This is a genomic window from Niallia oryzisoli (assembly GCF_043641075.1).
Lineage (GTDB): Bacteria > Bacillota > Bacilli > Bacillales > Cytobacillaceae > Bacillus_BD > Bacillus_BD oryzisoli_A.
This window is the reverse complement of sequence record NZ_JBHZRC010000001.1, coordinates 884,206-907,576: the sequence shown is the minus strand read 5'-3', so window position 1 is coordinate 907,576 and position 23,371 is coordinate 884,206. Positions and strand designations below refer to the sequence as shown.

The 23,371-nt window shown below is 38.0% G+C and carries 27 protein-coding genes and 3 other annotated features; of the genes, 20 read left to right on the top strand and 7 right to left on the bottom strand.

Going from position 1 to position 23,371, the window contains the following annotated elements; genetic code table 11:
* Positions 1-104: 104 nt before the first annotated feature.
* Positions 105-875, top strand: a complete 771-nt coding sequence (locus tag ACHUFV_RS04640) for an alpha/beta fold hydrolase (protein ID WP_394232429.1) — start codon at positions 105-107, stop codon at positions 873-875.
* 26 nt (positions 876-901) lie between these two features.
* On the opposite strand, the gene ACHUFV_RS04635 is transcribed toward ACHUFV_RS04640, so the two are convergent.
* On the bottom strand, positions 902-2,164 hold the full coding sequence (locus tag ACHUFV_RS04635; protein ID WP_394232428.1) for an MFS transporter: 1,263 nt from the start codon (positions 2,162-2,164) through the stop codon (positions 902-904).
* Between the two features lie 287 nt (positions 2,165-2,451).
* Positions 2,452-2,696: a binding site (T-box leader), on the top strand.
* A 34-nt stretch (positions 2,697-2,730) separates the two neighbouring features.
* Positions 2,731-2,965, top strand: a binding site (T-box leader).
* Between the two features lie 64 nt (positions 2,966-3,029).
* Here ACHUFV_RS04635 and trpE point away from each other — a divergent pair.
* The 8 genes from trpE (at position 3,030) to cdaS (ending at position 10,140) form a co-directional block, all read left to right on the top strand.
* Positions 3,030-4,439 carry an anthranilate synthase component I gene (trpE, locus tag ACHUFV_RS04630; protein WP_394232427.1) on the top strand — a complete coding sequence of 470 codons (1,410 nt, stop codon included), beginning with the start codon at positions 3,030-3,032 and terminating at the stop codon, positions 4,437-4,439.
* Positions 4,436-5,020, top strand: a complete 585-nt coding sequence (locus tag ACHUFV_RS04625) for an anthranilate synthase component II (RefSeq protein WP_394232426.1) — start codon at positions 4,436-4,438, stop codon at positions 5,018-5,020. Before trpE ends, ACHUFV_RS04625 begins: the two co-directional genes overlap by 4 nt.
* Positions 5,017-6,039 carry an anthranilate phosphoribosyltransferase gene (trpD, locus tag ACHUFV_RS04620; RefSeq protein WP_394232425.1) on the top strand — a complete coding sequence of 341 codons (1,023 nt, stop codon included), beginning with the start codon at positions 5,017-5,019 and terminating at the stop codon, positions 6,037-6,039. The genes ACHUFV_RS04625 and trpD overlap by 4 nt, the downstream gene beginning before the upstream one ends.
* Complete coding sequence (gene trpC, locus ACHUFV_RS04615) at positions 6,040-6,834, top strand: indole-3-glycerol phosphate synthase TrpC (protein ID WP_394232424.1); 795 nt, start codon at positions 6,040-6,042, stop codon at positions 6,832-6,834. It abuts the gene before it with no gap.
* The gene (locus ACHUFV_RS04610; RefSeq protein ID WP_394232423.1) at positions 6,831-7,454 is read left to right on the top strand and encodes a phosphoribosylanthranilate isomerase; all 624 of its coding nucleotides are present in this window, start codon (positions 6,831-6,833) and stop codon (positions 7,452-7,454) included. The genes trpC and ACHUFV_RS04610 overlap by 4 nt, the downstream gene beginning before the upstream one ends.
* Positions 7,451-8,650, top strand: coding sequence for a tryptophan synthase subunit beta (trpB, locus tag ACHUFV_RS04605; RefSeq protein WP_394232422.1), 1,200 nt, complete (start codon positions 7,451-7,453; stop codon positions 8,648-8,650). Before ACHUFV_RS04610 ends, trpB begins: the two co-directional genes overlap by 4 nt.
* Before the next feature lies 1 nt (position 8,651).
* Complete coding sequence (trpA, locus tag ACHUFV_RS04600; RefSeq protein WP_394232421.1) at positions 8,652-9,431, top strand: tryptophan synthase subunit alpha; 780 nt, start codon at positions 8,652-8,654, stop codon at positions 9,429-9,431.
* Between the two features lie 97 nt (positions 9,432-9,528).
* Positions 9,529-10,140 (top strand): sporulation-specific diadenylate cyclase CdaS, encoded by a 612-nt coding sequence (cdaS, locus tag ACHUFV_RS04595; protein ID WP_394233382.1) that lies wholly within the window; start codon positions 9,529-9,531, stop codon positions 10,138-10,140.
* Between the two features lie 53 nt (positions 10,141-10,193).
* Here cdaS and ACHUFV_RS04590 read toward each other — a convergent pair whose 3' ends face one another.
* Together ACHUFV_RS04590 and ACHUFV_RS04585 are read right to left on the bottom strand one after the other, a co-directional pair.
* Complete coding sequence (locus ACHUFV_RS04590) at positions 10,194-11,291, bottom strand: AI-2E family transporter (RefSeq protein ID WP_394232420.1); 1,098 nt, start codon at positions 11,289-11,291, stop codon at positions 10,194-10,196.
* A 126-nt stretch (positions 11,292-11,417) separates the two neighbouring features.
* Positions 11,418-11,597: a hypothetical protein gene (locus ACHUFV_RS04585; RefSeq protein ID WP_394232419.1), complete on the bottom strand. Its 180-nt coding sequence runs from the start codon at positions 11,595-11,597 to the stop codon at positions 11,418-11,420.
* Between the two features lie 186 nt (positions 11,598-11,783).
* Between ACHUFV_RS04585 and ACHUFV_RS04580 the strand changes: the two genes are divergently transcribed.
* Positions 11,784-12,128: a MerR family transcriptional regulator gene (locus ACHUFV_RS04580; protein ID WP_394232418.1), complete on the top strand. Its 345-nt coding sequence runs from the start codon at positions 11,784-11,786 to the stop codon at positions 12,126-12,128.
* A 70-nt stretch (positions 12,129-12,198) separates the two neighbouring features.
* Here the strand turns inward: ACHUFV_RS04580 and ACHUFV_RS04575 are convergent, their stop codons facing one another.
* Positions 12,199-13,560, bottom strand: coding sequence for a PFL family protein (locus tag ACHUFV_RS04575; protein WP_394232417.1), 1,362 nt, complete (start codon positions 13,558-13,560; stop codon positions 12,199-12,201).
* 23 nt (positions 13,561-13,583) lie between these two features.
* Entirely contained in the window at positions 13,584-13,856 is a 273-nt protein-coding gene (locus ACHUFV_RS04570; RefSeq protein WP_394232416.1) for an ACT domain-containing protein, read from the bottom strand.
* 180 nt (positions 13,857-14,036) lie between these two features.
* Positions 14,037-14,253, top strand: a binding site (T-box leader).
* 128 nt (positions 14,254-14,381) lie between these two features.
* Here ACHUFV_RS04570 and proB point away from each other — a divergent pair.
* The 6 genes from proB (at position 14,382) to yknW (ending at position 19,919) form a co-directional block, all read left to right on the top strand.
* Entirely contained in the window at positions 14,382-15,488 is a 1,107-nt protein-coding gene (proB, locus tag ACHUFV_RS04565) for a glutamate 5-kinase (RefSeq protein WP_394232415.1), read from the top strand.
* Between the two features lie 11 nt (positions 15,489-15,499).
* The gene (locus ACHUFV_RS04560; protein WP_394232414.1) at positions 15,500-16,747 is read left to right on the top strand and encodes a glutamate-5-semialdehyde dehydrogenase; all 1,248 of its coding nucleotides are present in this window, start codon (positions 15,500-15,502) and stop codon (positions 16,745-16,747) included.
* A 104-nt stretch (positions 16,748-16,851) separates the two neighbouring features.
* Complete coding sequence (locus ACHUFV_RS04555) at positions 16,852-17,595, top strand: Cof-type HAD-IIB family hydrolase (protein ID WP_394232413.1); 744 nt, start codon at positions 16,852-16,854, stop codon at positions 17,593-17,595.
* A gap of 94 nt (positions 17,596-17,689) precedes the next feature.
* On the top strand, positions 17,690-18,109 hold the full coding sequence (locus tag ACHUFV_RS04550; protein WP_394232412.1) for a hypothetical protein: 420 nt from the start codon (positions 17,690-17,692) through the stop codon (positions 18,107-18,109).
* A gap of 171 nt (positions 18,110-18,280) precedes the next feature.
* A complete protein-coding gene (locus ACHUFV_RS04545) occupies positions 18,281-19,096 on the top strand; it encodes an alpha/beta hydrolase family protein (protein ID WP_394232411.1) in 816 nt (271 codons plus the stop codon).
* Between the two features lie 157 nt (positions 19,097-19,253).
* Entirely contained in the window at positions 19,254-19,919 is a 666-nt protein-coding gene (gene yknW / locus ACHUFV_RS04540; protein ID WP_394232410.1) for a YknW family membrane protein, read from the top strand.
* Positions 19,920-20,071: 152 nt separating this feature from the next.
* Here the strand turns inward: yknW and ACHUFV_RS04535 are convergent, their stop codons facing one another.
* Both ACHUFV_RS04535 and ACHUFV_RS04530 read right to left on the bottom strand, forming a co-directional pair.
* The gene (locus tag ACHUFV_RS04535; RefSeq protein ID WP_394232409.1) at positions 20,072-20,278 is read right to left on the bottom strand and encodes a Spo0E family sporulation regulatory protein-aspartic acid phosphatase; all 207 of its coding nucleotides are present in this window, start codon (positions 20,276-20,278) and stop codon (positions 20,072-20,074) included.
* A 246-nt stretch (positions 20,279-20,524) separates the two neighbouring features.
* Positions 20,525-20,677, bottom strand: coding sequence for a YpzG family protein (locus tag ACHUFV_RS04530; protein WP_338452173.1), 153 nt, complete (start codon positions 20,675-20,677; stop codon positions 20,525-20,527).
* A gap of 166 nt (positions 20,678-20,843) precedes the next feature.
* Between ACHUFV_RS04530 and ACHUFV_RS04525 the strand changes: the two genes are divergently transcribed.
* The 4 genes from ACHUFV_RS04525 to mnmH all read left to right on the top strand — a co-directional run bounded on the left by ACHUFV_RS04525 (position 20,844) and on the right by mnmH (position 23,271).
* A complete protein-coding gene (locus ACHUFV_RS04525) occupies positions 20,844-21,125 on the top strand; it encodes a late competence development ComFB family protein (protein WP_394232408.1) in 282 nt (93 codons plus the stop codon).
* 160 nt (positions 21,126-21,285) lie between these two features.
* A complete protein-coding gene (locus tag ACHUFV_RS04520) occupies positions 21,286-21,858 on the top strand; it encodes a hypothetical protein (RefSeq protein ID WP_394232407.1) in 573 nt (190 codons plus the stop codon).
* Positions 21,859-21,962: 104 nt separating this feature from the next.
* Positions 21,963-22,121, top strand: coding sequence for a hypothetical protein (locus ACHUFV_RS04515; RefSeq protein ID WP_394232406.1), 159 nt, complete (start codon positions 21,963-21,965; stop codon positions 22,119-22,121).
* A 49-nt stretch (positions 22,122-22,170) separates the two neighbouring features.
* Complete coding sequence (mnmH, locus tag ACHUFV_RS04510) at positions 22,171-23,271, top strand: tRNA 2-selenouridine(34) synthase MnmH (RefSeq protein WP_394232405.1); 1,101 nt, start codon at positions 22,171-22,173, stop codon at positions 23,269-23,271.
* Positions 23,272-23,371: the final 100 nt, after the last annotated feature.

The window sequence follows — 23,371 nt, the reverse complement described above, 5'->3', positions numbered from 1 at the left end:
CAATAGCTTTACGGTCTTTTTTTTGTTGACATAGTACAGGTAGGGGGAATGATAAAGATAGATACTTTTTTACTACTATCCATACAAAGGAGCTCATAAAAGTAATGGCCAAATTCCAATATAATAGGACTACTATTCACTATGATAAAAGCGGGGAAGGGATTCCAATCGTGTTTATTCATCCGCCTGCAATGGGAAGGATTGTGTTCCGGTTACAAGAAGAGTTAAACAGACACTTTACCGTTATCATGCCGGATTTAAGTGGGACAGGTGACTCGATTGGACCTGAACATCATGTGACGATAGAAGGTTACGCGAAAGAAGTGAAGGCGTTATTAGAGCATCTTACTATAAGGAGAGCGGTTATTTGCGGCTATTCGGCAGGAGGCTGTATTGCACAGGAGTTTGTATTAGAATTTCCTGAAATGGTGCTGGGTTTAATTCTCATCAGCGGCTATTCCGAAGTACAATCGTTAGGGTTTAAATACGAGCATTTAGCAGGTATATATTTTGCGAAGAAATTTCCTGCTTTTCTTCGTTATGTTATCGCAACAAGCCATACAGAAGACCCAATACTTCGTGATGAAATAAGTATTCATATGAAAAAAGCAAATCAAAGAATGTGGTTTCAATTCTATGAGCAAGCTTTACATTACAATTGTTCCCAAAGAATAAATGAAATTTCTGTGCCACTGCTACTTATGTATGGGTCAAAGGATTTTACGAATCAACATCTAAGGACATATGAAAAGAATGCAAATCATCAGGCTGTTATTTTTCCAAAGACTTCTCATCAACTACCAACAAAAAACTGGCAGCTAGTAAACCAAACTATTATTGGATATATGGTTGAAAGGATAGAAAAATCGCATTGATTGTGAAATCAATGCGATTTTTCTATTTAATGGGCCGTTTCCTTGTCTGGTTTAATTGCTATGAACGTTGCAAAAGCAGCAAGCAGGCTGCAGCCGCAAAGGACATAGAATAATAAATGTCCGGTTTTGTCCATTAGAATGGCGAGGACAGGAGGACCTGCCGCAACCCCGATAAAGCGCATAGAGTTGTATATGGAAGTAATGGTACCGCGATGCTCTTTTTCAATGCCGATCGTAATAAGTGCATCAAGACAGGGGAGAACGGCCCCAATTCCAATGCCGCAAAAGAAAAACAAACTTATTAGAAACCAAAGCTTATGGGAAAAACTCAGGACAATTACTGAAATTCCCAAAAGTATGCTTCCAGTAAAAATAATCCATTTCATCAATACTTTATTCTCTTTGATTTTTTTACCGGTAAAAAAGGAAGTTAGGCATAAAGCACCTAATGGAATGGCTAATATCAGACCTTTTTTCACACCTATAATGTCAAACTTCGCTTCGAGCATTTCTGATAGATAAAAAAGAACTCCAAATAGTACAAACATTAAAATGGCTCCTATTAGAAAGATTGCATTAAGCCATTTTCCGTTGTGTGTAAAGGTTTGTTTAATATTCCGAAAAAACTGTTTGAATGGTATCGGCTTTTCTTTTGATTTAGGCGCTTTTACAAAGAACATCATCAGTAAGGTAGAAAACACACAAAAAACCGGGATTGAGAAAAAAGGTAAAAACCAACTGACACCAGCCAAAAGAGCCCCTAGAATTGGACTCAATACCTTACCAAATGTGTTGGAGGTTTCAATGATGCCTAAGGTGCTGCTAACATCTTTTTCATTTTTAAACATATCTCCGACCAAAGGCATAACGATAGGAGATGCTCCAGCCGCACCGACCCCCTGTAATGCTCTGCCAATCAATACTAGCCAGTAGGCATCTGTCATTTTCCATGCTGCCCAGCCAGAAATAAATCCTCCAATACCTGCAATTAACAAACTTGGAATAATAACCTTTTTCCTCCCGATATGATCGGACAGGTAGCCGGCTAATGGTATCAAGATAATGGCGACAATCGAGTAAACGGTAATGATCATACTTGATTGAAAGGATGAAATGGATAATTTTTTTTCCATTGTTGGAAGTACCGGGATAAACATGGAATTCCCTAATGTCATGATGAGGGGGATTGATGACATAGAGAGAATTGCCCATTTGTGTTTATTAGCACCATTACCTTTCTTTATGGACTGTTTAAGATCCAATGATAATAATTCTTCTACATGATCCATGTCATAAACCGCCTTTTATTTATAGTCACCTTAGTAGGATAGCCATTTTTCTTGAAAGTAGCATGGGAAAAATATGAAGAGCTAAGTAAACGAAAAATGTATGCACAAGATTTTTGACTCATTTCTATTTCGTTACCTTTCAGCATAGCTGAAAGGCGTTTGAAATGTACATTTTCCTTAGATGGATCAAAAATCAACAATGTTGACGGGAAATTTTTTTGAATATTTATTTAATAAATAAGGTTGACGAAACATAAATTAAGTATTATTATAAAAATCAAATAAATCGAACGGCTTTGATGAAGAGTAGTAACTTTTCCAAACACTATAGAGAGCTGATGGTTGGTGCAAATCAGTGTGGGAAGAAAAGCGAATGGACTTCTGAGCCCCAAACCGAACCTTTTGAGCAGTAGGCTTTGGCGAATGTCTCATCGTTACAAGAGACAAGTGTTAAAACATTTGTTTTGATGCTTGTTAAGTGAGCTGTTTAAACAGCTAATGAAGGTGGCACCACGGGTTTCTCGTCCTTTTTTGACGGAAGCCCTTTTTGTATTTTAAAAACTATATGTAAATTGTTGAGTAAGAGTAGTACACGATTGAGTTTCGTTGCAGAGAGCCGGGAATGGTGGAAACCGGTACGAATAGATCGCTGGAATGGACTTACGAGAGGCAGTCTGAACCATAGTAGGGCTGCACGGATTTCCACCGTTAAAAGGATAGGGTATAAGAATTTGTACCTGAAAAGAGAAAGCCTTAATTGGCTTTAACTGAGGTGGCACCGCGGTCTATATCGTCCTCTATTCACATGATTGCTATGTGGATAGGGGACTTTTTTTATTTCATAAATAGTTGGAGGTACAGTGAAATGAAGTTGAGTAGAGAAGAGCTGAGTACAGAAGGGTTGATTATCGAGGAAATAGAAGGGGATACCCTAACACCCATTTCTATTTATCAAAAATTAAAGGGAAAAAAGAAATTTTTGCTTGAAAGCTCGTTAAAGCATGAAAACTCAGGTAGATTTTCCTTTATTGGTGCAGAACCATTCATGGAGCTAATTGGTAATGGGAATAGTAGTCAGATTATTAATAATAGTGAAAATAAATATATCAATCAAAAACCACTTGAGGTGTTAAAAACATTATTACCTGAAAAGTCTCCAAAGATGGAGCCGTTATTCCCATTTATCGGCGGTGCAGTAGGTTATGCGGGTTACGATGCTATTCGTCAATATGAAAAGATAGGCAAGATTCCTAACGATGAATTAATGCTCCCAGATGTCCACTTTTTATTTTTTGAAGTCCTTGTAGTGTTTGACCATCTTGAGCAAAAGGTTTATATTGTGGCATCACAGCAGCAAAACGGATCCACTCTTGAAGAATTGGCAAACCAAATTGAACAGACAAAGGAACAAATAAGAATGGGCGTTGCTGAAGACGTTGTGAAAGAGGTAAACCTTTCAGCTTTTCAAGCATCGATTCCGAAAGAGCATTTTATGAACCATGTCATAAAAGCAAAAAAATACATTGAAGATGGTGACATTTTCCAAGTTGTTTTATCGCAGCGATTAAAAGCAGAAATTGAAGGAGATTCTTTTTCATTGTATCGGAAATTAAGAGTAAAAAACCCTTCACCGTATATGTACTATTTCGATTTTCAAGCATACTCCATTGCCGGTGTATCACCTGAGAGCTTGATTAAAGTAAAAGGAAGGCAGGTCATTACGAATCCGATTGCCGGTACAAGACCGAGAGGAGCGAATGGAGAAGAGGATTCGCGTTTAGCAGAGGATTTACTGGCTGATGAAAAGGAGTTGGCTGAGCATAAAATGCTCGTGGATCTTGGTCGGAATGATTTAGGGAGAGTTTGTGAATTTGGGTCCGTTCAGGTAACTAAATTCCTTGAAATTGAAAAATACAAGCATGTCATCCACCTTGTTTCAGAGGTAGAAGGGAAATTGGTGGAAAATTACTCCCCAATTGATGCCTTAATTTCGTGCTTACCAGCAGGAACAGTTTCGGGTGCTCCGAAAATAAGGGCCATGGAAATTATTAATGAAATGGAAAACAGCAAAAGAGGCATTTATTCGGGTGCGATTGGATATGTTTCAGCTAATGGAAATCTCGATTTTGCTTTAGCGATACGAACAATGGTCATTAAGGGGAAGGAAGCCTATATCCAGGCTGGAGCAGGGATAGTATATGATTCCATTCCTGAAAAGGAATATGAGGAAACGCTTCACAAGCTAAGAATGTTTTTGGGAGGGGAAGGTAAATGATTTTATTGATTGATAATTATGATTCCTTTACGTATAACCTTTATCAATATCTTGGTGAACTAGGTGAAAATCTTGTTGTAAAAAGAAATGATGATGTAACCATTGCTGAGATTGAAAAACTCCAGCCCGAGGCTATTGTCATTTCACCAGGACCAGGAAGGCCTGAGCAGGCAGGGATTTGTGTTGATGTGATCCGGTCCTTTTACGAAAGCATTCCTATCCTTGGCATTTGTCTGGGCCATCAGGCGATCGGCTACAGTTTTGGGGCTGTGATAAAGAAGGCGGAAAAAATCATGCATGGAAAGGTTTCAAAAATAAAGCATGTAGAAAAGGATTTATTTCAGACACTCCCCAAGGAGATAGAAGTGATGCGGTATCACTCATTGGTGATCCAAAAGGGAACATTGCAGGACTTCGAAGTTACAGCCTTTTCAATCGATGATGACGAGATTATGGCAATTAAACATAATAGGTTTCCGTTATATGGGATGCAATTTCATCCTGAGTCAATTGGAACGGGCGATGGCAAGCAAATGCTAGCTAATTTTTTATCCGAAATTAGAAAGGAAGTTGTAATATGAAAGAGATATTAGTTCGTTTAACGGCGGGAGAGGCCTTGACAGATCAGGAAATAAAGCAGGCGATGGAGCATTTATTTTCTGATGACATTACGGACAGTGAAATTTCAGCCTTTCTAATCGGTTTAAAAACAAAGGGTGAAACGGTTGAAGAAATAGCAGGACTTGTGAATGGAATTCGTGCAAAAGCATTAAAGTTCAAGAAAAGATTCCCTGACGTTATGGATAATTGCGGCACAGGCGGTGATGGAGTCAAAAGCTTTAATGTAAGCTCAACTTCAGCATTTGTGATTGCAGCATCCGGCATACCGGTCGCTAAGCATGGAAATCGCAGCGTTTCAAGTAAAACGGGCAGTGCAGATGTTCTAGAGGAGCTGGGGATTGAATTGAATCTCTCATCTGGGAGAATCGAAGAGATTATTGAAGAAGTAGGTATTGCCTTTTTGTTTGCTCCTAATGTCCATCCAAAAATTAAACGAATTCAAAAGGTTCGCAAGGATTTAGGAATCCCAACCGTATTCAATCTATTAGGACCTTTAATGAATCCTGTTGATTTAGATACACAATTCTTAGGTGTGTACCGCCGCGATTTAGCTAAAATGTTTGCTGAGGTCCTTCATGCATTGGGACGAAAACGGGCCGTTGTCCTAAATGGTGCTGGATCAATAGATGAAGCATCCCTTCAGGGTGATAATTATTTAGTCATTTTAGAAAATGGTATCATTACAGAAAAGACTCTTCATCCAGATGAAGTGGGGCTGCCGACATATCCGAATGAAGCAATAGTCGGCGGTTATGCACGTGAAAATGCCGAAATATTGCGAAATGTCCTAAAAGGAAAAAAAGGAGCCTATCGCGATACTGTTTTACTCAATGCCGGCATTGGTATTTATGTTGGGGGAAAAGCAAAAAGTATTCAACATGGTGTAGAAATGGCAGAGGAATTAATTGATTCTGGAGCAGCATTTGAAAAACTAAATCGCTTAATTGAAGCTAGCAAAGTAAAGTCAGAGGTGATATAAATGGCAACAATATTAGATACCATTTTAGCAGAGAAAAAAGTTGAAGTTGATAATTTATACAAGAATCAGATAAAGGTGGCGGGGGGAAACAACCAATCACAGCATTCGTTTCTGTCAATTTTAAAAAATGCAGAGGATTTGGCGATTATTGCAGAATTTAAACGCGCAAGTCCATCAAAAGGGGTTATTAACGAAGGAATAGATCCGGCTGAACAAGCAAGCACTTATATTCAGCATGGTGCGAGTGCGGTTTCGGTATTGACAGATAAACGTTTCTTTAAAGGAAGTTTCTCGGATTTAGAAGCAGTGCGAAAGGCCGTTTCTGCACCAATCCTGTGTAAGGATTTCGTTGTTGATACCATTCAAATAGATGTTGCTAAAGCATCTGGGGCAAACATTGTTTTGTTGATTGCAGCTGCGATGAAGGAAGAAAAGCTTGCTGAGCTGTATCAATATGCAAAATCGAAAAATCTTGATGTCCTAATGGAAGTTCATAATGAAGAAGAAGTAGAAGCTGCACTTAGAGTTGGAGCAGAAATAATCGGAGTGAATAACCGCAATTTAAAGAACTTTGAAGTGGATCTATCTGTTACCGAAAGGCTGGCTCCTATTGTGAAAAAGGCTGGAGCGTATCTAATTAGCGAAAGCGGTATTAAAACAATTGAAGATGTAAAACGGGTTGTTCATGCAGGGGCAAATGGAATATTAGTCGGTGAAACCTTTATGAGGGCAGAAAATCTTGCTCGAACTCTACAGGATATGAAGCTGCCGATTCAAAAGGGTGCCGGGATATGAAAGTTAAAATATGCGGCCTGAGAAATGTGGAAGCAGCATTATATGCTGTTAAAAATGGTGCTGATGCGATAGGATTTGTTTTTGCAGAGAGTCAACGTCAAATTACGCCTCGAATGGCAAAACAGATTATTTCCGCCATGCCTAAGGAAGTAAAAAAAGTAGGCGTATTTGTCAATCCAAGTAAGGAATATATTGAGGAAATCGTATCTGAAACAGGTATTGATACAGTACAGCTGCACGGTCATGAAACCCCTGAGTTCTGTGAGTCGATTCCATACCCGATAATTAAAGCCTTTAGTATAGAGTCTTCCACAGACTTGGAAACTATTCATCATTATAAATGTGAATTCGCTCTTTTAGACGGACCAAAGGGTAAATATCATGGTGGAAATGGGATTGCCTTTGATTGGAATATCTTGTCGGGCTTTGACTTTAAAGATAAAAAGGTCATATTGGCTGGAGGGTTAAATCCAGAAAATGCTTCTGACGCCTTGGAAACCAATGTCTATATGTTAGATGTGTCAAGTGGCGTCGAAAGTAACGGTCAGAAGGACTTGAATAAAATAAAGAAATTTTTAGACTGTGTAAAAAATACGCAGCAAATGGAGGAAATCAAATGAACACATATACATTGCCGGATAAAACAGGTCATTTCGGACCATTTGGAGGCCGTTATATTCCAGAAACGCTGGTGGCAGCGATTTTGGAATTAGAGGAAGAATACAAAAAGGCGAGTCAGGATGAGAACTTCTATCAACAGCTTAACTATTTGTTAAAGGAGTACGTAGGACGTGAAACACCGCTTTACTACGCCGCGAATTTAACTAAAAAAGCAGGCGGGGCAAAAATATATTTAAAGCGGGAAGATTTAAATCATACCGGCGCCCATAAAATTAATAATACAATCGGTCAGGCACTGCTAGCCGTGCGGATGGGGAAAAGAAAAATTATTGCTGAAACAGGAGCAGGCCAGCATGGAGTGGCAACGGCAACGGTTTGTGCGCTTTTAAATTTGGAATGTATGATCTTTATGGGGGAAGAGGATATTAGGCGACAACAGCTAAATGTTTTCAGGATGGAGCTATTAGGTGCAAAAGTAATTAGTGTGACATCCGGCAGCAGAACATTAAAGGATGCTACGAACGAAGCGCTGCGTTACTGGGTTGCAAATGTCAATGATACGCACTATATTATTGGTTCTGTTATGGGTCCACATCCTTTCCCAATGATCGTCCGTGATTTTCAAAGTGTCATAGGAAAAGAAACAAAGCAGCAATATGTTGAAAAAGAAGGCAAACTCCCGGATGCACTAGTTGCTTGTATTGGCGGCGGCAGTAATTCGATGGGGATGTTTTATCCATTTATTGAAGATAATGATGTTCTATTGTACGGAGTCGAAGCTGCCGGTAAGGGAATTGATACGGAATACCATGCTGCATCATTGACAAAAGGAAAACCGGGTGTTCTGCACGGGGCGTCCATGTATTTGCTGCAAAATGAAGATGGACAAATTCAAGAGGCACATTCCATTTCAGCCGGTCTTGATTATCCAGGGGTAGGCCCAGAACATAGCTACCTTAAGGATCTTGGCCGTGTCCGCTATGATTCCATTACAGATGCAGAGGCTTTAGCCGCATTACAGACATTATCTCAAGTTGAGGGGATCATCCCAGCTTTAGAAAGTGCCCATGCCGTTGCATATGCGATGAAGCTGGCGCCAACGATGAAGCAGCATGAAGGTATTGTCGTTTGCTTATCGGGCCGTGGAGATAAAGATGTTGAAGCCGTCAAAGCTTATTTGGAAGGGGAAAACTAAAATGAATCGTTTGGAAAAAGCGTTGCATAACGTAAAGCTTGGACACGAAAAAGCATTTGTTCCATATATCATGGCAGGAGATGGAGGCCTAGAGGTCCTTGAAAATCGGATTCGCTTTTTAGAAGCATGCGGAGCAACCGCAATTGAGATCGGGATCCCTTTTTCAGACCCAGTTGCAGATGGTCCGGTTATTCAGCAGGCAGGAATCAGAGCGCTAAAAGCAGGAACGACTGTTAAAAAGATAATCGAAACCATTGAATCATTTCGTGCAAAGGTAGAAATTCCGCTTATTTTTATGACCTACATGAATCCGATTTTAGCGTATGGAAAGGAAGCTTTTATCGCTGATTGTAAAAAGGTAGGGATCGATGGATTAATCCTGCCTGATTTACCAATTGAAGAAGAGGAAACCCTGGCACCACTCGCAGAAGCTGCCGGGATTGAAATTATTCGCTTGGTAACATTAAATAGTTCAGATGAAAGAATAAAAACGATTTCCACTAAAGGCCGCGGCTTCTTATATGCTGTAACGATCAATGGAATTACAGGAGCAAGACAAGGCTTTCATGAAGAACTGCATAAACACTTGCAGCGCGTAAAAGACATCTCTCCTCTGCCTGTTTTTGCCGGCTTTGGTATCTCGACACCCGATCATATAAAAGAAATGACGCAATTCTGTGATGGTGTGATTGTAGGCAGCAAAATCGTTGAGCTGTTTGAACAAAACGATGAGACGAAGATAAACGAATTAATACGTACGGCAAAATCAGTGTCGGTATAATTTTACTTTATCGTTGTATTTAGTGCGATTTAGGGAAATCTAAGTGAAGAAACTGAAAGTGGTTAAGGACAAGATACAGCAAGGTATGCCAAAAGGAATGACAGCAATGGAACAAAAAGAACAATATATGGAACATTTACATCGTTATATGGGGCATATTGAATCCCATCTAAATAAAATTAATGCAACGATCCATGAGAATGACTGCTGCATATTATCAGAGCTTGATCAAATGCAAAGACTTGTATCTGAGGCTCAAAATCTTGCTGCTGTTTATTATCTGCAAACATATTTAGCTCCCTATACGGAACAATATATCAATATTTCACTTGCAGCGCAGTATCTATCGGAAAAACGGCATGGCGCATTAATCGCAGTCGAACGATCAGACCGATTAGATCCATTTATTCATAATGGTACGTTGATTGAGGCAGACATCAGTCATATTTTACTTGAAACGGTGTTTTATCCAGGGAATCCTTTGCATGATGGAGGGGTAGTCATACGTGAGGGCTCGATTCATTCAGCAGGAAATATTTTCCCTTTAACGGATATTACGTATCAGCATCATAAGCTTGGAACAAGACACCGTGCTGCAATTGGATTATCTGAAAAAACCGATGCAGTGGTGATTGTAGTATCAGAAGAAACGGGTCGAATTTCCTTTGCGTTAAATGGGCAATTATTTATTGTTCGGGCAAGTGTATAAGTCAATAGGAAGATTATTTAAGAAAAACCAGCCACAGGAATGTGGCTGGTTTTTTATCCGTCTGTATCAATCGTTGATTTCCGTAATTGTAAAAAACGGACAAAGTTAAGAATAATTGTTTTAGTGACTGCATAAAAAGGGATAGCTAATATCATTCCGAGAATACCGGCTAAATTTCCGGCGACAAGGAGAATGATAATGATGGTGGCTGGGTGGGTATCCAGTCTCTTTCCCAATATCAGTGGTGATAGAACATTTCCCTCCACCTGCTGTGCTATTGTAATGACAACAATTACCAAAATCGCTTTTGTCGGTGAATCGAATAATGCAATAATAACAGCTGGTGCCCCGCCTAAAAATGGGCCGACGTACGGAATGATATTCGTAACAGCTACAATCAGGGCCATAACAAGTGCATATGGTAAATCAATAATGATATAGCCGATGAAGGAAAGTGTTCCCACAAATAATGCAACGGTTACTTGTCCGTTTATGTATGCTGCCAGTGTTTCACCTGTTTCTTTTAAAGTATTTAGGCCTTCCTTTCGATAGGAGGGAGGGAGAAATTTTGATATCAATTTCGGGAACTTGTCCCCGTCTTTAAACATATAAAATAACAAAAAAGGAACAGTCACAATGGTAATAGCGATATCAGCTACTACACCGAAAATGTTTGAGATGCTGTCAGTGATTCTCGTAGGAAGAGTGGCAGCATAATTATTAAGCTCTTCGACAATATTATTAATAGAAATATAATCCTGTGTCATAACCCACTTAAATTGCTCCGATTTTGAAAGCTGATCTAAGAACAGCATGGTTTGACGGTAATACCTCGGAACATCGTTGACGAAAGCTGTAACCTGTTTCGATATCATTGGGATTAGATTGCCGATAATAAGGCCAACAAGACCAATAATAACGACATAAATGACAATGATTGCTAATAAGCGCGGGAGTTTAAGCCGTTGCAGATAACCGACGAATGGGTTTAATAGAAAAAACAAAAAACCTGAAATAAGGATTGGGAAAAATAATGTCGAGAAAAAAATCCCGATTGGTTCAAATAAAAACGAGATTTTCGTTGATAAATAGATAATACCGACGATAATGAGAATTTGTAATGTCCAGTATTGAAATTTCTTCTTTGCCAAACGCTTCACCTTTTCAACTTTGATAGGGTTATTATAACAAAAATAGCTGTATTTACATAAAAAAAAGTAAAAGAAGCGGAATATGATATTCCGCTTCTTTTTTATATATCGCCGCTGTCTGCTGTATCATAATAGATTGCTCTCCGTGTTTTGCAGCTTACCTTTATACATTAGAAAGATTTGTTTTAATTCAGTCAATGTCATTCCCATTACGTTTTGGTCATTTTTTTCACAAACCTTCATTTCGACGAGACTTTTTATATAGTGTTGGCGCTGCTTCTCAACAGCTTGACGTAAATACGGCATGATTCCTATCACTCCTTTAAGATATTTGATCTTATTTTATTTTGTAAATGACAGTAGCGCCTTATTTATGTCAAATAAGATAACATCAAATTTACGATTTAATGTTAGAAAAACTAACATTAAATAATGTAAAAGAAGAAAAATAGTGTATAATATGAATAATCAGAATAGTGGAGGTGAGGACAAATGGACCAAGATCCTTCTTACAAAAAAAGAAAGGTTATTACAATTGGTGTCGTAAGTGACTTAACTGGATTATCAGAAAGACAAATTCGCTATTATGAAGAAAGAAAACTTATTTTTCCAGAAAGAACTGATCGTGGAAATCGGAAATATTCCTTTTCAGATGTGGAATGTTTAATTGAAATAGCAAATAAGCGAGAAGAGGGTGTAAGTACAGATGAAATTAGATACGAACTAAATAAAAAGAAAAAGAAGGAAGAAAAGGATAAATTCAGAAAGGAAATGCTGCGCGGGCAAATCAACGCACAGTTTGGAATTCAAAAGGAAAATAAATGGAGGAAACATTGAATGATTGACTAGAATCCGAAAGCTTGGATATGAATCATCCAAGCTTATCAGTTTCGTTTCTTCTTGACAGTTAATTGATAAGTGACTGTAGAGGCGCCGGTATTCGACCAGCACGCCTGATCATTTTTTCGGAGCTGTATGGGTTTACACCCATAACTGGCGCACGTCCCAACAATCCGCCGAATTCTACCATTTCTCCTTCTTTTTTACCTGGAACTGGAATGACCCGAACAGCAGTTGTTTTTTTATTAATCATGCCGATAGCTGCCTCGTCAGCAATAATAGCAGAGAGTGTTTCAGGCGTTACATCACCCGTTAAAGCAATCATATCAAGCCCTACAGAGCATACACAGGTCATAGCCTCGAGCTTTGACAATGTAAGAGCATTGTCAATGATGCCGCGAATCATTCCGTTATCCTCACTTACTGGGATAAACGCACCGCTTAAGCCGCCGATATAGGAGCTTGCCATAGCGCCCCCTTTTTTTACGGCATCGTTCATTAAGGCGAGTGCGGCAATAGTCCCGTGGGTACCAACTCTTTCTAAACCAATTTCTTCAAGTATTTCGGCAACACTGTCATTTTGGGCGTTTGTTGGTGCAAGTGACAAATCCATAATTCCAAAAGGTACGTTAAGACGATCCGCAACAACACGGCCAATTAATTCTCCGGCACGAGTAATTTTAAAGGCTGTTTTCTTTATAATATCGGCTACTTCACCAAGATCTGCATCTGGATATCTTTTTAGGGCATTTAATACAACTCCAGGTCCGCTGACACCGACATTTAAAACAACTTCACCTTCGCCTGCTCCGTGAAAAGCTCCAGCCATAAAAGGGTTATCTTCAACAGGGTTGCAGAACACGACAAGCTTTGCACAGGCAAGTCCATTTGTATGCTTCGTTCTTTCGGCCGCTTCTTTAATGATAAGCCCCATTTGTTTGACTGCATCCATGTTGATGCCGGAGCGGGTGGAAGCCACAGAAACAGAGGCACACACACGTTCTGTAACACTTAGTGCTTCGGGAAGTGCATCGAGTAATGTTTGATCACCCTTTGAAACTCCCTTATGTATGAGTGCTGAAAAACCGCCAATAAAATCAACTCCAAGTGTAATTGCTGCCCTGTCAAGTGTCTTGGCCAATTCAACAGCTTCTTCTTTAGTAGCATGACCCAATATTTCTGAAATGGGTGTAATGGAAATTCTTTTATTGATGATCGGAATGCCAAATTCCTTTTCGGCTTTTTCGGCCACTTCTTTTAAATCCTTTGCGTATGTTGTAATTTTGTCATATACTAGCTCATTCATCTTCGCAAAATCACGATCAGCGCAATCCCGTAAATTAATTCCCATCGTTACGGTACGAATATCTAAATTTTCAACCTGTACCATGCGAATCGTTTCAATCATTTCATTTATCGCAATATTCATGGATGTTACCCCCTTTCATTTCTTTAAACTCGATGCATTGCTTGAAAAATCTCTTCCAGCTGCAGTGTAATGTTTAAATTAAGAGCATTTCCGATTTCAGTTAAATGCTTTTGCAATCCTTCAAGATCCTGATAATCAGTCACATCAACTAGCATCATCATAGTGAAAAAGTCCTGTAAAATAGTTTGGCTTATATCAAGGATATTCACTTGGTTTTCTGCTAAAATAGTTGTTACCTTTGCAATAATACCTACTTGGTCTTTGCCAACCACACTTACAATTGCTCGTCTTTTCATTTTTCTCACCTCGGAGTAATTTTCTTTATTATTCGCATTCTTAGCTTTATCTATATTGTAGAATAATGTAAAAAAATATCAATATTATTATTAGCCATTCATTTCTAAATAGTTAAATGAGTCCTGTTGAGCTGTTGACAACTTAACGCTTCATGTGCATAATAGTAAAAAATGAACGATATTTGAACGTGTGACGATGGATTAGTATGAGATACTTTAAGTGACAGAGAGTGGGGTTTGTAGCTGGAAGACCTCATCACAGGAAAGCCTCAGAACCTGCCATCCGAGTCCTATGTGAAAGCATAGGCGCTAAGACTTTAGCGTTATCATATAAAGTGGAATGCGCATGCATTCAATTAAGGTGGTACCACGGAAAAAAGCCCTTTTCGTCCTTTACTATAAGGATGAGCAGGGCTTTTTTTATATATTGTCATCAATTATTTAGATTATCGGATACTGTTCTATGTCTTAAAACTGAAAATTACGAATATGTTTGATAAAATAGTAAAGGTAGAGGGTTGCATAATGGAGAAGAAGCGAATTGTTGTTAAAATTGGGAGCAGTTCATTAACAAATTCAAAGGGTGAAATTGATCAGGAAAAGTTAAACGATCATATTGAAGCAGTAGCTGCACTCAGAGAACAAGGTCATGAAGTTCTTTTAGTCTCCTCTGGAGCAGTGGCTGCGGGTTTTTCCCGATTAGGCTATCCATCAAGACCTGTAACATTAAAAGGAAAACAGGCTGCTGCAGCTGTAGGGCAAAGTTTATTAATACAGTCATATATTGAACGGTTTAGTACTTTCAATATTGTTCCTGCGCAAATTTTATTAACAAGAAATGATTTCTCCAAAAAGGACCGTTATCGAAATGCTTTTCAAACGATTTCTGAATTATTGGAGCGGGGCATTCTGCCGATTATTAATGAAAACGATACGGTATCTGTTCAGGAGTTGACGTTTGGAGATAATGATATGCTGTCTGCTCTTGTCAGCGGACTCGTGCATGCAGATAAATTGATTATCTTAACGGATATTAACGGCCTATATGATTCGAATCCGCAGCTGAATCCATTAGCAAAGCGATGGACCCACATTACAGATATTACAGATGATATTATGGGAATGGCAGGGGATTCAGGTTCAAAAGTTGGTACCGGCGGTATGAAGTCGAAGCTGGAAGCAGCTAAAACAGCATTAACTCTTGGTGTCAAGGTCTTCATTGGGAAAGGATCAGGAAAGCAAAAATTATTAGAAATCCTAGCAGGTGATGGCGATGGCACCTATATTGGCAATGACACTCTTACAACGGTAAATTCTCCAAAACAATGGATTGCCCTCCATTCTGAAGTAGCTGGAAAAATCTATATTGATCAGGGTGCTGAGCTGGCCTTAACAATTGAGGGGAGAAGTCTATTACCTGCTGGAATCTATGATATTGTTGGAGCCTTTGAAAAAGGGGATGTTGTTGAGGTATTTGGTTCATCAGGCCTTATCGGCAAAGGAGAAGTTTATTATTCATCAGAAGAATTGAAAAAAGTCATGGGAAAACGTAGTGATGAGGTAGAGAAGGAAATGGTAGTGGCAGCAATAGAAGTCATTCATCGTGATAATTGGGTAAAAGTGAAAAAATAAGGAGGAAAATCATGAGCGAAGTGGTGGAAAAAGGGAGAGCAGCTAAAAAGGCGAGTTTTCAATTAAACGGTAAGACAACGACTGAAAAAAATGAAGCATTAGCGAGAATTGCCGAGCAGTTACTCATGGACCAGGAAGAAATATTGGCGGAAAATGCTAAGGATTTGGAAAATGGTAAACAAAAAGGATTGTCAGCATCAGTATTAGATCGAATCATGCTAAATGAAAAACGAATAAAAGATATGTCAGAAGCGATTCATCAATTAATCAATCTGCAAGATCCCGTTGGTGAAACACTTGAGACGATTCAAAAAGAAAACGGCTTAATTATTGAAAGTAAACGGGTACCGATTGGCGTTATTGGGATGATCTATGAAGCAAGACCCAATGTAACTGTCGATGCAGCTACATTGGCATTGAAGACGGGGAATGCCATTATTTTAAGGGGAAGTTCATCAGCCTGCTATTCAAATCAAGTATTAACAAAGTCTATTCATCGCGCCCTTGCAAAAACAAATTTGCCGATTGAAGCAGTTCAATCGATTGAAAACACTAATCGAGAAAGTGCTCAAGAATTATTCCATTTGAATGATTATCTAGATGTGTTGATTCCGCGCGGAGGTAAAAATTTAATTGATACGGTGGTAAGGGAGTCCTCTGTACCGGTGATTGAGACTGGTGCAGGTAACTGCCATTTATTTATCGACGAAAGTGCTAAAGCAGAAATGGCTGTTACAATTGCTATTAATGGTAAAACGCAGCGTCCATCAGTTTGTAACGCAATTGAATCAATCCTCGTTCATGAAAGCTGGTTTAATCAATATGGCGAACAGCTTGCAGCTGCTTTAATAGAAAAAGGAGTAGAGATTATTGGCGATGAAAAGGTTTGTCAAAAGATTCCATCTGCAAAGCGTGCAACAGAGGAAGACTGGTATACTGAATATCTATCACTTACTGTTTGTATAAAGGCTGTTTCTAATGTAGAGGAAGCAATCGATCATATTAACAAATACGGCACAAGACACTCCGAGGCAATTATCACAGAAAACCAAAACCATGCAGATCAGTTTTTAACTTCGGTAGATGCAGCGGCAGTATATCATAATGCATCAACAAGATTTACTGATGGCTTTGAGTTCGGCTTTGGTGCAGAAATTGGAATCAGCACGCAAAAATTACATGCACGTGGTCCAATGGGTCTAAAAGCGTTAACCTCAAATAAGTATTTTATTCGTGGAGAAGGACAGGTCCGCGGATAATCACGATACAGAAGGATAGTCATTAAAAAGACTATCCTTCTTCTTTTTTTAAGGCTATGTTAAGCTTGAATACAACAATGTTTTTGCAAGGGAGAGAAATATTGATGAATGATAAGTTAAATAGAGATATCAAATTAATCGCTTTAGATATGGATGGTACACTTTTAAATGAAAAGCAGGAAATATCAGAAGGGAACCGTCAAGCAATCAAGAAGGCACGGGAAAAAGGAGTAACTGTAATCCTAAGTACAGGCCGATCGATCCTGACCTGTCAAGAATATGCAAAGTCCCTGAATCTTTTATCATACGTAATCACTGTCAATGGCAGTGAGATTTGGGAAAGAGGTCAGATTTTAGAGAGAAATCCTCTTCAAACGGAACTCGTTCAATGGATGTGGGAGCTTTCACAATCATACAAAACAAACTATTGGGCTACAAGCACTGATCATGTATGGAGAAATCAAATACCGGAATGTATAGCCAACCATCAATGGCTCAAATTTGGTTTTGAAATCGAGGATGATGAGATACGGGAATCGGTCTTAAAGCTTCTGTTAAATCAATCTCAACTTGAAATTAGTAATTCAAGTCCTGTTAATATTGAGATTAATGCGGCTGGAATCAATAAGGCCAGTGCCATTGTAAAGGTTTGTGAACGTCTTAATATTTCGATGGAAAATGTGATGGCTATCGGGGATAGTCTGAATGATATCGCGATGATTCAACAATCTGGTCTTGGCATTGCAATGGGAAATGCCCAGAAAGCAGTGAAGGAGTCGGCAGATTGGGTAACGGCATCAAATATAGAAGATGGAGTTTCGGAAGCGATTCGGTATTGGATTCTGTAATATTTCCTCGCCTTCTCTCAATCTTTCAATGCTTCTTACTTGAAAATATCATGTTCCTCCTTAAAATAGTAAATATAGTAATGGGGGAGAATATATGCTAAAAACAACGAAAAAGTTAGTAAACGAACAAGAAGTGATTGAAATACTACAGTCAATCGTAAAAAAATCATATGATGAAATAAAAGATGAAGAGATTCTTCTTTGTTTGGAATGTGCTGATGTTGATTTAGAGATAGCTACTGCCAATCATTTCGAATTTCACGAGGCATTGAAAAAGAATTTCGAACTGGATGAATTTGGTGAAATTCTAGATTATGATGAATATCGTCAGTTGATGTATGAATTATATGATTATTTTATTGACCTGCATATAAATAGCGGACTATTTGACTTTTTTCCTGAAGCGGAATACGAGGTTGAGGGGGAAATGTTAATTTCTGATTCTGATATCATTGCTCCGAAAGGGAAATTTTACGCGCCCTTTGAACATGCCCTAAAAAATAGTGATAAGTAAATTTTATAAAAACACATAAAATTAGTCGGAATTTAATTGACAAATACATCTTCATTAATTATAGTTATCTTATATACTTAATGAAGATTTTTTTACTTATAAAACCAAGTAAACACATATGAAATATTTGAAATACTAAGTGGATGTCAAGAAGAAGAGGGGGAGATTTATTTGAAAACATCAATATTCATTGATTGGAAACAGGAAACATTATCTGCTAGTATTGATTATCCGGAAAATATGGTTGAAGGAGAAAAATATCCCCTAGTGATTATTTGTCATGGCTTTATCGGAAGCAAAGTTGGAGTTGACAGGCTTTTCGTTAAAACGGCGCAGGAGTTAAATCAGGATCAAACGATCGTTTTACGTTTTGACCTTTCGGGCTGCGGAGAAAGCAGTGGGGATTACGGAAAAACAGGATTACATGATTTTATTGATCAGTTAAGAACGGTGATTGATTATGCCTGTCATTTACAACAGATTGATCCAGAGCAGATTACCTTACTTGGACACAGTTTAGGTGGAGCAACGGTTGTTTTAACAGCTGCAGGTGATAAGCGTATTAAACGGTTAATTCTCTGGTCCTCCGTAGCAAATCCATATGAAGATATAAGGAGAATTGTGGGGAAGGAAAAAGGTCGATCGTTAAAAAATGGTGCAGAAGTTGATTATTGTGGTTATTCCTTAACAAAACCATTTTTTGAATCGCTGTCTTACTATCAACCATTACAGATGGCCGCACATTTTCCTGGAAATGTACTGATTTTACATGGTACTGATGATGAGGATATACCGGTCAAATATGCAAAAGAATATGAAGCAGCATTTTCAAAACGGTTAAACGGAAAAGCGACAAGTTATGAAATTCTCGGTGCCAATCACACCATTTCGAATTCTGTTCATTTTTCTGACTTAATTAGAACTACTCGTAATTGGTTGGAAAATGAATTAGAATTAGAACAAAAGCAAAACGTATCTGTACTTTGATACGTTTTTTTTCATTTGATACACTATTGCTTTAATAATAGTATAGTAAATAAAACGTAATGCTTTCTGTCTTTCATCAAAAGATGAAACTTTTTGTCGAGCTTTCCGTATCAATAACAGGTAGATTCATTATTATACATAAGGAGTGTTTTTAGGGATGGAAAAAGACGTACAGGCGAAAAAGCCAGGTCCCAACCTGTTGGGAATGATTTGGCGTCCAGGGGAGCAATTTAGTAGAATTCGTGAGAACCCGCGTATTTGGATACCATTGTTGGTTGTAACCATACTAAATATAGCAGCGTATTTAATTATAGCGATGTCGATGACAGCGGATGATCTAATGCTTCCAGGTATGACGGCACAGGAAGCTGAAATGACACTAGCTATAGCAAAAGCAACAACGGCAGTATCAGGATTTGCAGCACCCATTTTTGCTATTTTATTTTCATCACTCATTCATTTTATTATTGTAAAAATAGCTAGGAAAAAGACATCCTTTAAACAATTATTTTCCATGAATACACATATTTCATTTATTAGTGCGATTGGAGTATTGGTGAATTTTGCTATAATGGCTGCAATCGGTGCAAGCAGTGCAGAGGGATATATTACGAGTCTGGCTTATGTATTAAATAGTAAATCAGCTATTATAGAGGCATTTGAGTTATTTAGTATTTGGACGATGATTCTAACTGCGCTTGGCTTACATAAGGTGGGACAGCTTTCAAAAGCAGTATCAATAACAATCGTTATTATTTTCTTCTTGATTACATTAGGCATTGCTGCGTTAGGAAGCCTCCTTTCGGGGATGGCTGGTCTCTAACAAAGAAAGAAATCTAAATGGCAGCAGGTATTCAAACATTCATGAGATTAAGATTCTTTAGGTGATGAAAAAGAAAAAGTTACATTAGAGAAGCCTAGACAAACAGTATCGTGTTTTGTCTAGGCTTTTTCTGTCTCATGATTCAAATGAATTTAATTATCGGAAGTCCCGATACAGCTTTGTTTTTCAAAGGATTGATATAAATAGATATACTCGTCCAGTTCTTGACTAAGATGGATTGTCTTTTCATTATTTAATCCTTCTTTTAGCCCGGTAAGAACAAGCTGCTCTCTTAGTGACTGTATATGCTGAAGTAATTTAGTTTTAAATAATGGATGATTGGTAACCAGGATATCCATCATATACCCCCGAACTATTTAATATACTGGATTTATTTACATGTGATGTATCACACAAATTTATATTATTCTAAATATTTTAACACAAATAATGGAAGAATAATTAAAAAAAAGCCATCAAAATCTGACATTATTTTTAATAATAAAAAACTCGTTGTACATAAAACTATTCTTTTCCAATTTAGGTGATTTTTATACAAAAAGAAGGAAGCTGATTTGACAGCTCCCCTCTACACGTATCAGCTTTTACCAATGATGGGCCTTCGCGTTACTTCGCAAAATAATATTATTTTGACTTCTCTTTGTTTGACCATTCACCTGTGACTTTTGATGCTTAGGTCTCGTCCAAGTATGAAGGAAAAGCTCGGAGTGAGAATCTACATGATCTCTGTAACTCATCGAATCACCTCTTCATTAGGATCGCTGAAACTAGTGATACCCCTTAGGATATCATTATAAGTATGTGGCAGATAACCAATTACTATTCATGTAAAAAGGACAAATACTATGGTATGATAGTGGTAAACTAGTATAGGCATGAAAATACTCTAGATTGGACGAAACGATGGAAAAAGGATTTTTGAATGTGATGGAAGAAGTAATCTCAACGCTTGTTAATGTGTTCATGATGAGTCCTGATTATCAAACATTCTGTCATTGCGCTAAATGCAGAAATGATATCATTGCACTAAGCTTAAATAATTTACCTAGTCATTATGTAACAACTGAAGAAGGGCGAAATCGAGTATTTGAGTATTTAAACAGAGAAGAAAATCTCAAGTGGATTAATAAGAAGATTATTCAAGCTATCCATATTGTCGGAAAATATCCAAAGCATGATGGTTAATTCCATAAGTTAGTGTCAATTGTTACAGATGAATAGAAGGGATTGCTGTATACTGTTTGTATATAAAGTAAAGCAGATATTTTATTCATCGTGTTACTAAATTATGGTGTGTAATTAATAGAAATAATCATGAAAGGATATCTTTCGGAGGTACAAAAAAATGAATATGTATGAATTGATTCTTTCTTATCTCGATCAAACAGGACCTGCGAGTATTCCTTCTATTTGCCATCAAGTAAATAAGGACCCTCTATTTATGAAAGAAAGAGACAAGCCTGTAAAGCAAACACATATCAAATCCGTCATAAGTAGGAAAAGGGACCTTTTTTATGTTCAAAACGATATTGTTTCATTGCTGCCGGAAAGAAATATAGTTTCATTAACGGCAAAAATAGAAAAGTGTGGGTGTCCCTGGATACAAGTAAAAGTGGACTTTATTCGTAAAACGTTTATCTTCTTTGAACTAAATCTAGATCCATCCTCAGATTTACAATATAGGCCTGTGGCACCCGGCAGTACAGATGAATTTAAGCAGGAGATATACCGCTTAAATATTTGGGACTGGCAATCAAACTACGAGAAGGATGGAATTGTTCTCGATGGCACGAGCTGGTCTATTTGTCTTCAAACAAGATCTAAAAAATATAAAAGTGAAGGGCTGCAAAGTTTTCCGAAAGGCTGGACAAAGCTTTGCCGTGCTCTTGAGAAATTAACAGGAAAAAAGTTCACGTAACTCTGACTTTTAATAATAGTCCTATCATTCCTCAGCATGTCCACGTATAAGATTGCAATAATTGTGAAAAATTATACGTAAACAAGTTAACGGAGGGAATGGGCATGAAAGAGGAGAAAAACAGTGAATGCGTTGATGAAAAAGACATCTTTCATCATCTTTTAGAAGAACAGATTGCTTATATATGTGTGAAGGAAGAAGAAGAACAGATTCGAAAAGAATTGACAAACAATCATTCTCAAGGAAATCGAGAAGGATATTAGAATAACTAATATCCTTTTTAACGTGAAGAAATAGGTGGAGGCAGTTATTTTGAAGGATATTACGGTTAAAGAATTATTAGAAATGGAAAATGTTGTACCAGTTGACGTGAGATCTCCAGGTGAATTTGAGGAAGCGTCAATTCCAGGTGCAGTCAATATTCCACTTTTTTCAAATGAGGAGAGAAAAGAGGTTGGAACCCTTTATAAGCAAGAAGGGACAGAAGTGGCTAAATGGCGGGCAATGGAGATTGTTTCCCCAAAGCTTGCGCATATTCTGGGTACTATTAAAGAAATAAAGGAAGAAAAAAAACAACCGGTTTTATATTGCTGGCGTGGAGGGAATAGAAGTGCATCGGTTGCGACCTTCTTAGATTTCGCAGGGATTGATTCGATCCGCATTTCTGGAGGTTATCGGGCGTATCGACAGTATATAATAGAGCAGATTCCAGCGTTAATACCCGGTCAGGCTCTTGTATTGCATGGCATGACAGGTACAGGAAAAACGGAAATTCTAGTAGAACTGGAAAGAAAAGGTTATCCTGTCTTAGATTTAGAAAGGTATGCTGCACACCGCGGATCGCTTTTTGGAACTGTAGGATTTGCTGTTGATGGAAATAATCAAAAAGTCTTTGACAGCTTATTATTTGATAGCCTGCGGAAGCTACAAGGTTCTTCGTATTTTATCGTTGAGGCAGAAAGCAAGCGAATTGGAAAAGCTGGACAGCCTGATGAGCTGTATGAGAAAAAAATACATGGATTAAATATCTATTTACGAGCATCTATTGCAACAAGAGTCATGCGTATTTATGAGGAGTATGTAAGACCAAATGAAAATGAGCAGTGGTTTCATGATACCATCCTAGAAAAGGTCGATTTATTACAAAGGCGCATAAAAAATGAAGAAATTTATAACAATTTGTTAGAAAATACAAGAAAGCAGCAGTATAAAGAGGTCATACGACTATTACTTGAATTTTATTATGATCCACGCTATCAATTTAAACAGCATGAATACAAAAATGAATTTACAGAAATCCAAGCAGATGATTTGGGAGCTGCAATTGTTGAAATTGAAAAATACATTGAGCAAAACATCCCTCAAAATGAAAAAAATCGCACGGGTCAGGTTAACAGCCTGTCATCTTTTTGATGGCAAGCTGTTTTTTTTAGTTAAAAATGGCAAACATAAGTGAAACCCTTAAAGGTGACCATAAATCATAAGCAGTGCCTAAATAGTAAGGAGTGATAGC

Coding starts and splice junctions, on each gene's coding strand:
- ACHUFV_RS04535 (WP_394232409.1), bottom strand. CDS start 20,278: ATGGATATCCTGGTTACCAATCATCCATTATTTAAAACTAAATTACTT.
- ACHUFV_RS04585 (WP_394232419.1), bottom strand. CDS start 11,597: ATGCCGTATTTACGTCAAGCTGTTGAGAAGCAGCGCCAACACTATATA.
- ACHUFV_RS04560 (WP_394232414.1), top strand. CDS start 15,500: ATGAGCGAAGTGGTGGAAAAAGGGAGAGCAGCTAAAAAGGCGAGTTTT.
- ACHUFV_RS04530 (WP_338452173.1), bottom strand. CDS start 20,677: ATGAGTTACAGAGATCATGTAGATTCTCACTCCGAGCTTTTCCTTCAT.
- ACHUFV_RS04550 (WP_394232412.1), top strand. CDS start 17,690: ATGCTAAAAACAACGAAAAAGTTAGTAAACGAACAAGAAGTGATTGAA.
- ACHUFV_RS04610 (WP_394232423.1), top strand. CDS start 6,831: ATGAAAGTTAAAATATGCGGCCTGAGAAATGTGGAAGCAGCATTATAT.
- yknW (WP_394232410.1), top strand. CDS start 19,254: ATGGAAAAAGACGTACAGGCGAAAAAGCCAGGTCCCAACCTGTTGGGA.
- ACHUFV_RS04640 (WP_394232429.1), top strand. CDS start 105: ATGGCCAAATTCCAATATAATAGGACTACTATTCACTATGATAAAAGC.
- trpB (WP_394232422.1), top strand. CDS start 7,451: ATGAACACATATACATTGCCGGATAAAACAGGTCATTTCGGACCATTT.
- ACHUFV_RS04520 (WP_394232407.1), top strand. CDS start 21,286: ATGAATATGTATGAATTGATTCTTTCTTATCTCGATCAAACAGGACCT.
- trpA (WP_394232421.1), top strand. CDS start 8,652: ATGAATCGTTTGGAAAAAGCGTTGCATAACGTAAAGCTTGGACACGAA.
- cdaS (WP_394233382.1), top strand. CDS start 9,529: ATGACAGCAATGGAACAAAAAGAACAATATATGGAACATTTACATCGT.
- trpD (WP_394232425.1), top strand. CDS start 5,017: ATGAAAGAGATATTAGTTCGTTTAACGGCGGGAGAGGCCTTGACAGAT.
- trpC (WP_394232424.1), top strand. CDS start 6,040: ATGGCAACAATATTAGATACCATTTTAGCAGAGAAAAAAGTTGAAGTT.
- trpE (WP_394232427.1), top strand. CDS start 3,030: ATGAAGTTGAGTAGAGAAGAGCTGAGTACAGAAGGGTTGATTATCGAG.
- ACHUFV_RS04575 (WP_394232417.1), bottom strand. CDS start 13,560: ATGAATATTGCGATAAATGAAATGATTGAAACGATTCGCATGGTACAG.
- ACHUFV_RS04555 (WP_394232413.1), top strand. CDS start 16,852: ATGAATGATAAGTTAAATAGAGATATCAAATTAATCGCTTTAGATATG.
- ACHUFV_RS04635 (WP_394232428.1), bottom strand. CDS start 2,164: ATGGATCATGTAGAAGAATTATTATCATTGGATCTTAAACAGTCCATA.
- ACHUFV_RS04580 (WP_394232418.1), top strand. CDS start 11,784: ATGGACCAAGATCCTTCTTACAAAAAAAGAAAGGTTATTACAATTGGT.
- proB (WP_394232415.1), top strand. CDS start 14,382: ATGGAGAAGAAGCGAATTGTTGTTAAAATTGGGAGCAGTTCATTAACA.
- ACHUFV_RS04625 (WP_394232426.1), top strand. CDS start 4,436: ATGATTTTATTGATTGATAATTATGATTCCTTTACGTATAACCTTTAT.
- ACHUFV_RS04570 (WP_394232416.1), bottom strand. CDS start 13,856: ATGAAAAGACGAGCAATTGTAAGTGTGGTTGGCAAAGACCAAGTAGGT.
- ACHUFV_RS04525 (WP_394232408.1), top strand. CDS start 20,844: ATGGAAAAAGGATTTTTGAATGTGATGGAAGAAGTAATCTCAACGCTT.
- ACHUFV_RS04515 (WP_394232406.1), top strand. CDS start 21,963: ATGAAAGAGGAGAAAAACAGTGAATGCGTTGATGAAAAAGACATCTTT.